Annotated in this window: 9 protein-coding genes and 1 pseudogene; 1 reads left to right on the top strand and 9 read right to left on the bottom strand. The window is 66.5% G+C overall.

What is annotated here, in order from left to right; genetic code table 11:
- Positions 1–225: 225 nt before the first annotated feature.
- The 5 genes and pseudogenes from KUG43_RS07485 to KUG43_RS07470 form a co-directional block, all read right to left on the bottom strand.
- A complete protein-coding gene (locus KUG43_RS07485; RefSeq protein ID WP_216907681.1) occupies positions 226–618 on the bottom strand; it encodes a type II toxin-antitoxin system VapC family toxin in 393 nt (130 codons plus the stop codon).
- Positions 618–872 (bottom strand): type II toxin-antitoxin system Phd/YefM family antitoxin, encoded by a 255-nt coding sequence (locus KUG43_RS07480; RefSeq protein WP_216907679.1) that lies wholly within the window; start codon positions 870–872, stop codon positions 618–620. The genes KUG43_RS07485 and KUG43_RS07480 overlap by 1 nt, the downstream gene beginning before the upstream one ends.
- 27 nt (positions 873–899) lie before the next feature.
- Positions 900–1,031, bottom strand: a complete 132-nt coding sequence (locus KUG43_RS17010) for a hypothetical protein (RefSeq protein WP_286194519.1) — start codon at positions 1,029–1,031, stop codon at positions 900–902.
- Between the two features lie 115 nt (positions 1,032–1,146).
- Positions 1,147–1,479: pseudogene (locus KUG43_RS17295) on the bottom strand (GFA family protein); the annotation flags it as partial.
- A 194-nt stretch (positions 1,480–1,673) separates the two neighbouring features.
- Positions 1,674–1,865 (bottom strand): hypothetical protein, encoded by a 192-nt coding sequence (locus KUG43_RS07470; protein WP_216907675.1) that lies wholly within the window; start codon positions 1,863–1,865, stop codon positions 1,674–1,676.
- A 137-nt stretch (positions 1,866–2,002) separates the two neighbouring features.
- Between KUG43_RS07470 and KUG43_RS07465 the strand changes: the two genes are divergently transcribed.
- Positions 2,003–3,472 carry an MFS transporter gene (locus KUG43_RS07465; protein ID WP_216907674.1) on the top strand — a complete coding sequence of 490 codons (1,470 nt, stop codon included), beginning with the start codon at positions 2,003–2,005 and terminating at the stop codon, positions 3,470–3,472.
- Here KUG43_RS07465 and KUG43_RS07460 read toward each other — a convergent pair.
- The 4 genes from KUG43_RS07460 to KUG43_RS17455 all read right to left on the bottom strand — a co-directional run bounded on the left by KUG43_RS07460 (position 3,466) and on the right by KUG43_RS17455 (position 6,538).
- Entirely contained in the window at positions 3,466–4,134 is a 669-nt protein-coding gene (locus KUG43_RS07460) for a DUF429 domain-containing protein (protein WP_216907672.1), read from the bottom strand. The genes KUG43_RS07465 and KUG43_RS07460 overlap by 7 nt on opposite strands.
- On the bottom strand, positions 4,106–4,714 hold the full coding sequence (locus KUG43_RS07455) for a class I SAM-dependent methyltransferase (RefSeq protein WP_216907670.1): 609 nt from the start codon (positions 4,712–4,714) through the stop codon (positions 4,106–4,108). The genes KUG43_RS07460 and KUG43_RS07455 overlap by 29 nt, the downstream gene beginning before the upstream one ends.
- A gap of 74 nt (positions 4,715–4,788) precedes the next feature.
- Entirely contained in the window at positions 4,789–5,280 is a 492-nt protein-coding gene (locus KUG43_RS07450; protein ID WP_043325669.1) for a P-loop nucleotide/nucleoside kinase family protein, read from the bottom strand.
- 664 nt (positions 5,281–5,944) lie between these two features.
- Entirely contained in the window at positions 5,945–6,538 is a 594-nt protein-coding gene (locus KUG43_RS17455; RefSeq protein ID WP_216907668.1) for a DUF429 domain-containing protein, read from the bottom strand.
- Positions 6,539–6,594 lie beyond the last annotated feature (56 nt).

Genomic DNA, 6,594 nt, shown 5'->3' with positions numbered 1-6,594 from the left:
CAGCCGGCCCAGGGCGGTGACGGTGCGGATCGGCCGCTCGACCACCGGCGGCGGCGGCGTGCCGCGGCGCAGCAGGCCGACACCCAGGGTCAGCACCACGGCCCCGCCCGCCGCCACCAGGCCCAGCTGCGTCCTCCGCCCCACCATCGCGCGCCCTCCCATCTCCCGTCACTATCGAGCGGCGCAGCCGGTACAGCCGGCACAGGCGCCAGGCCGTTGCCGGCCTCAGGCGCGGGCATCCTGCAGCGGGCCCCCGTAGGCGGCGAAGGCCGCATTGGCACTGAGCAGGGTGAAGGGACCGCTGATGGACTGGGCCACGAGCAGACGGTCGAAGGGATCGCGGTGGTGCAGGGGCAGCTGCTCGAGCACCAGCAGATGGGGAAGGTCGATGGGGAGGAGCTCAAAGCCGGATGGCTCCGCCCAGGCGATGGCCTCGCCCGCCGACAGGGGCATGTCGCCGCGGGCCAGGGTGTGCTTGATGGCGATCTCCCAGAGCGAGACGTGGCTGAGGAACACCGCGCTGGCCTCTCTGGTGATCAGCTCACGGCTGCGGGACCCCAGCTTCGGGTCATCGGTGATGGCCCAGAGAAAGGTGTGGGTATCGAGCAGCAGGCGCATCAGCCCTGCTTGAACAGATCGGCGATCAGGGGGTTGGCCGCATCGATCGACTCGGGCGCCACGAACTGTCCGCGGGCGAGGCCCAGCCGGCAGGGGCGCTCCGGGGTCTGCAGGCTGGTGAGCCGCGCCACGGGCCGGCCGTTGCGGGCGATCACCACCTCGGCTTCGGCGCCGGTTTCGATCACCTCCACCAGCCGGGAGAGGTGGGTCTTGGCTTCGAGCATGTTCACCACCCGGCTCGGACGGGACACCATGGCGACGGGCGGCTCAACCAGACCAGACTAGACCAGGTCGTTTGATCCGAAAGCACCAGGCCCCAGCGCCCCCAGCAGCGGCACCGCGCTGCCATCGGCTCGCCGGTGGCCGTCGAGAATCGCGGCCTGGGCTGAGGCCATCGGGGCTCGGCTGATCATGGCCCGAGCGATCCGTCGCCCGACATGGAGAATCGCGCCCGTGGCGTGTCTTGGCGTCAGACGCGACATGCCACCACCGCGGCCGGCGTAAGACCCGGCGTAAGACATAGGAGTGGGCCGTCGGAGCCAGATCCTTGAGATGGGGCTTGTCGAAGGCGCCGGTGACGAGGGCGACGATCGGGTCGTCGTCGATGGCTCCGATCGTGGTGCCGCAGGTGCTGCAGAAGGCCCTGCTGGAGAAGGCGGAGGAACGCCAAGTGGCTGGCCTGCCGCCGGGGCCGATCCACTCGACGCTCGCCGCCGGGATCTCCACCCAGGTGAGCGTGAGCGCGCCGGAGTGTCGGCGACAGATGGCACAGGAGAAGGTGTGGGGCCTCTCCGGGACACCGGTGGCTCGGAACCGGATGGCGCCACAGAGGCAGCCGCCCTCGAAGGCCCTGGATGTCATCGACCGGTGCGCAGGGGCGCCACCTCTGCTGCTCTCATCCGCAGCAGCGGAGTGGCCACGATCAGCCTGTCCGCAGGATCACCATGGAACCCATCCGGCGGCAGCCATTCGATCCAGCGAACGCCTTTGCCCGGCCACGAGGCGTCCGGAGCCCAAGAGCCACCAGAGCCAGACATGGGTGTCCAGCAGAACCTTCACCGCAGGGCATCGAAGGCCTGGTCCTCCAGCACCGATTCCTCGGGCTCGGCGTACAGCACTCCGTAACCGCACAGGGTCGTCCATGGGGGAAGTCCCTGAGCGGAGCGCGCGGTCGGGGGCATGAGGCGTGCCGCCAACTTCTCCACCTGCCGGATCAACTCCAGGCACTGGGCACGGAACTCGGTCACGGAAATGTCCATAGGGGCACTTTAATGAACATCTCGATGGAGGCCCCTCTGTCTGCTCAGGGCCGAACCCCACGCCGGTAGGACACCACCGCTGGCAGGATCTCCATGGCCATCTGTAGATCAGGCCAGCACCGTCGATGGACCAAGTCAACGCAGCCGTCCAGCATCCGGGCGAAGCGCCGCCGGCCAATCCCGACCGCTGGTGGACCCTGGCCGCCGTGGAATGCGGCAACTTCGTTGTCTACATGGACGGGTTCATCGTCACCCTCGCCCTGCCGGCGATGGCGCGTCAGTTCGGCGTCGGGCTGCCGGTTCTGAAGTGGGTGATCGTCGCCTACCTGCTCACCGTCACGGTCACCCTGCTGCCGGCCGGACGCCTGGCCGACATCTGGGGACGCCGGCGCATCGTCGTCCTCGGCATGGGCGTGCTCGTCGTCACGTCGGTGCTGTGCGCCCTGGCACCGACGGTGGAGATCCTGATCGGCTTCCGCGTGCTCCAGGGCGTGGGCGGCGGCCTGGTGCTGGCCAACGTGATGGCCGAGATCACCGCCGTCTTCCCGAAGCAGGAGCGACGCAAGGCCATGGCCGTCAATGCCTCGATCCTGGCGCTGGCCCAGGTCACGGGGCTGGTGCTCGGCGGCCTGCTGATCGGCCAGTTCGGCTGGCGCTCCCTGTTCCTGGTGATCCTGGCGGTGAGCCTGGCCGGACTGATCCTCAGCCTGCGGATCCTCAAGGCCCGCCCCCGCAGCCAGGACCGCAGCGCCATGGACTGGACCGGTGCCGTGCTGGCGGTGGTGGCCACCAGCGCCCCCTTCCTGGTGATCGAGCAGCTCTCCCAGGGCGGGCTGGCGCCGGCCAGCCTGGCGATCCTGCTGGGCGGCGGAGCGGCCCTGGCCCTGTTCGTGGCGGTGGAGCAGCGCCTGGCGAAACCGCTGCTGACGCTCAGCCTGTTCCGCTCGCGGGCCTACACCTGCGGCTCGGTGGCGGCCGCCTTCTACTTCGTGGCCGCAGTGGCCTGCTACTTCCTGCTGCCGTTGTACGCCCAGCTGGTGCTGGGCCGCTCGCCGGTGATGTCGGGGGTGCTGATCGTGCCGCTCTCGCTGGTGCTCACCGCCACGAGCCTGACGGTGAGCAGCCTGGGGGACAGGGCCGGGGCGCGGACCCTCAGCACGGCCGGCATGCTCTGCGTCAGTGCGGGCCTGGTGGGCCTGTCCTGGCTGGGTCCGGACGCTGCCGACGCCAGCATCATCGGGCCGCTGGTGCTGCTGGGCATGGGCGGTGGCCTGTTCCATCCCCCCAACAACAGCGCCACGCTCAATACGGTGCCGGCGCAACACCTCAGCGTGGCCAACGGCTTCCTGTCGACGGCGCGCAACTTCGGCCAGGCGATCGGGACGGCGCTGGCGGCCTCCCTGCTCGCCCACGGCCTCGGCGCCGCCGGTGCCGACGCCGCCCTGGCCGGGGAGGTGGGAGCGCGGCTGGGCGGGTCCCAGCTGGAGGCCTTTCTGGGGGCCCAGCAGCTGGCCTTTCGCCTGGCGGCCGCCCTCGGCCTGGTGGGAGCGCTGATCTCCGTTTCCCGTGGAGCCGAGGCCCCGGCGGCTCAGTGAGGCACCACGATCCAGCCGGTCTCCGGTTCGCCGTAGTGCACGCAGGTGCCACCGCTGGCGGCGTGGTGGGCGGTCAGGGCGCAGAGGGCGGCATCGATCCAGTCGATGCTGGTGAGTGGCGCGATGTCGATCCCCGCCTGCTGCAGCAACTCCCGGCGCTGCGTGCGCTTCTGGGAGGCCAGGGCCTGGCCGCCACGCAGGTGCCAGGTGATGGCGTGGGGGAAGGTTTCGAAGCAGCAGGGACCAGCGCCGATCGGCAGAGCGGTGCACAGCGGATGGCTGGGTTCGAGGGCCCGATAGAGCGCTTCGCCGCGAAGCATCCAGTTGAAGTAGCCGGTGGGGTGGGCGACGGCGGCCTGGCGGGTGGGCGAGGCGAAGCAGATGATCCCCTGCTGCCTCAGCTCCCGTTCGCAGGGTCGGGCACGGCCATCGCAGCTCCAGCGGCAGGGGGCATCGATCGCGATCAAGCGGGCCTGCACCAGGGAGCGGCACCAGTGGGCGAGGGCCTCGGCATCGGTGGTGGACAGCTGGCCGGAGTAGGCACCATCGGTGAGGGCGACGGCATGGAAGCCCTTGCGGGGGCCGCCGACGTCGATGCCCACGGTGGTGAACAGGCCATGGCTGAATGGCCGATCAGGCCGTTCGCTGGGCAATGACGGCAAGGTGAGGCTCTGGGAACTGATCGAATTCGAGGTGACGACAGACGCAACGACCGTCCTTGAGGACCTCGAGAAGACCAGGAATTCCCAGGGTCGCATAGTAGACATCCGGCCCCATCGTCGCATCGAAGTGCTCGCCTGGCCCGTCCAATCCTCCGGCGGTGAACAGAAAGATTCCACCGATCTCGAGCGCCTCCATGAGCTTGAGCATCACCGCTCGCTGGCGCTGAAGATTCACGTGCCAGAGACTGTCCCACGCCGAGATGAAGCGGTACATCCGCGGCGGGCTCCAGTCACAGACATCCACATGGTGCAACACGACGGATGGGTCCGCGTCCTGAGCCAGCGCGATCATCCGGGGCGACAGATCAATCCCTTCCAGAAGAAGACCGCGCTCACGCAGCAAAGAATTGAACCTCGTGTTGCAGCCACAGCCCACACTCAGAGACCAACCGCAACCGACTGGACCGAGAAATGCCAAAGCACGTTGATGCTGGCTTACGCCATCGACAGTGCTGAACTTATCATCCTGCCACCGGGGTGCGAGTTGGTCGTAGGCCGCGGCAATGGCTGAATGGGTCATGGGAGTGATCCAGCACGAAGTCTGATGATGAACGCGGGTTCAGCTCCTGGGACGTCCATCAGGGCGCTGCCGACTCACGTCGCGTGCATCATGACAGCAAAGGACTCGGAGTCTTCCGGAGCTTCAAAGAATGAGGAGATGTGGATGAAGTCGTCCTCTGTCAGTTGATGGGAGCCTTCCGGTTGCTCGTCATTCCGCCTGGCGATCCGCGCCAGGCACTCTGCATCTGGCGTGTTCACAAAATACAGGCGGTGATCCGCCCCTGCCTCCTCGAAGAGCGAACGGAACCAGGCGCGCCCGGCCTTGGTGTTGGCCTGAAAGTCAAGCACCACGGATTGACCGGATTTCAGGAGGTCCACCACGAGAGGGCCCACCACAGTTTTCAGCTTCCTTGAGAAGTGAATGTAGTCCTGGAAAGTCGTCATCTGATCTCCGAACAAGCGGGCCAGCCAGATGTCCTCCGAGATCAGAATCGCGCGGGTGTCCCGCGCCACAGTCTGTGCAACCGTCGTCTTTCCAGCTCCGGCTTTCCCGCAGAAGAAGTGCAGTGTCGCGTTGGCGGCCATGGGGCCATGGATAGCGGCTTGGGAACCTAGCAAAATCCTGCGATTCACGTTGGGGAAATATGTTTCCCACAGGATCGGCATGCTTGCTGGCGTGATGCCAGCCAGTTTACGGCCGAACCCCCTCAATCAGCGGGAGGAAGTCGATACCCTAGCCATACGCATAGGAAACTTGAAGGCAGGCCTGTCCTGTGCTCTTGTGGATGGTGAGTAGGAGATACTCGAAAGCCGAGCCACTGGGGAGCCGCAGAGATTTTGGACGACCCGAGAGGCCATAGGTTGCCAGGGACATGGGCTCACCCACTGCACAACTCGGGCCGGCGCGGGCGACAAGGCGAGCGAGGGGAGATGGGACATCCCCTGACGAAGGCACGCTGTCTAGCGCCAAGGCGCGAATCACAGAGTCGGTCTCTGACTGGGTCATGCTGACGGAGCAGGAGCCATCTCGTGTCGAGCCAACCATGCGGCATTCAAGCTGCTGCGGCACGACCGCCGCTGTGTTGAGGATGGCGCGGATATCGGACTCCAGAGCCGAACGATTGACGGCGTTCCATTGGGATTCACAGCCCATGAGCAACAGGCAGGTCAGGGCGCTCAAGCAGCGAAGCACGTTCAACGGGTCTGCAGCGGGAGTCACCTGACGTGGAGAGGCCCACAATGGGTCGGCTCAGGTTCGCTGCTTTGGAAACCAGTAGGCAACCTCCGTACCGCCAGGGAAGAACGGGGAGCGCTCATTGAGAAGAAGATCGTGCCAACCAGCCGCCTGCGTCAAGAAAGCGTGGGCGGCATAAGCGGCAAGCGCAGCATCCCGGATATGCTCGCCGACCTCGGGAAACTCGGGCGCAGACACGAAAGCGAGCGCCGCCGCCGATACCCGCAAGAGCGCCTTGGGATGCGCTTCCGTCAGTGGCGCGGCGGGCCACTGCTCACGGGATAGCTGGGCAACGAGCACACCCTGAACAAGACAGGCCCCACGCAAGGAGTTGACATGGCTGACGGTGCCGGACTGGCCACCAGCTTCACAAACAAGCCTGCGAACCTGTGCATCTGCGCTCCGATCACCCTCGCATACCCAAAACAATGGAGCGTCAATTCCAACTGCGGCTGGCGCTCCGCGCAACAGAGCTGAAGACTGTGCGACAGCGGAAGGCGCGCCACTCACAACATCGCCGGCAACAAACCGGAGGCCATCTGTCGTGGCTTCGACGACTGCCCAGCCAAAAGCCTTTTCGCCACCTGGATCAAACCCTACGAACCGCATGATGGGGTTGCCATGCCTATCCGACGAGAAAGCCAGCGTAGGCGGTGACACTCCGA

This window comes from Synechococcus sp. CCY 0621, assembly GCF_019038465.1.
Lineage (GTDB): Bacteria > Cyanobacteriota > Cyanobacteriia > PCC-6307 > Cyanobiaceae > Cyanobium.
The sequence above is the reverse complement of the archived record's forward strand: the minus strand, read 5'-3'. Positions and strand labels throughout refer to the sequence as shown.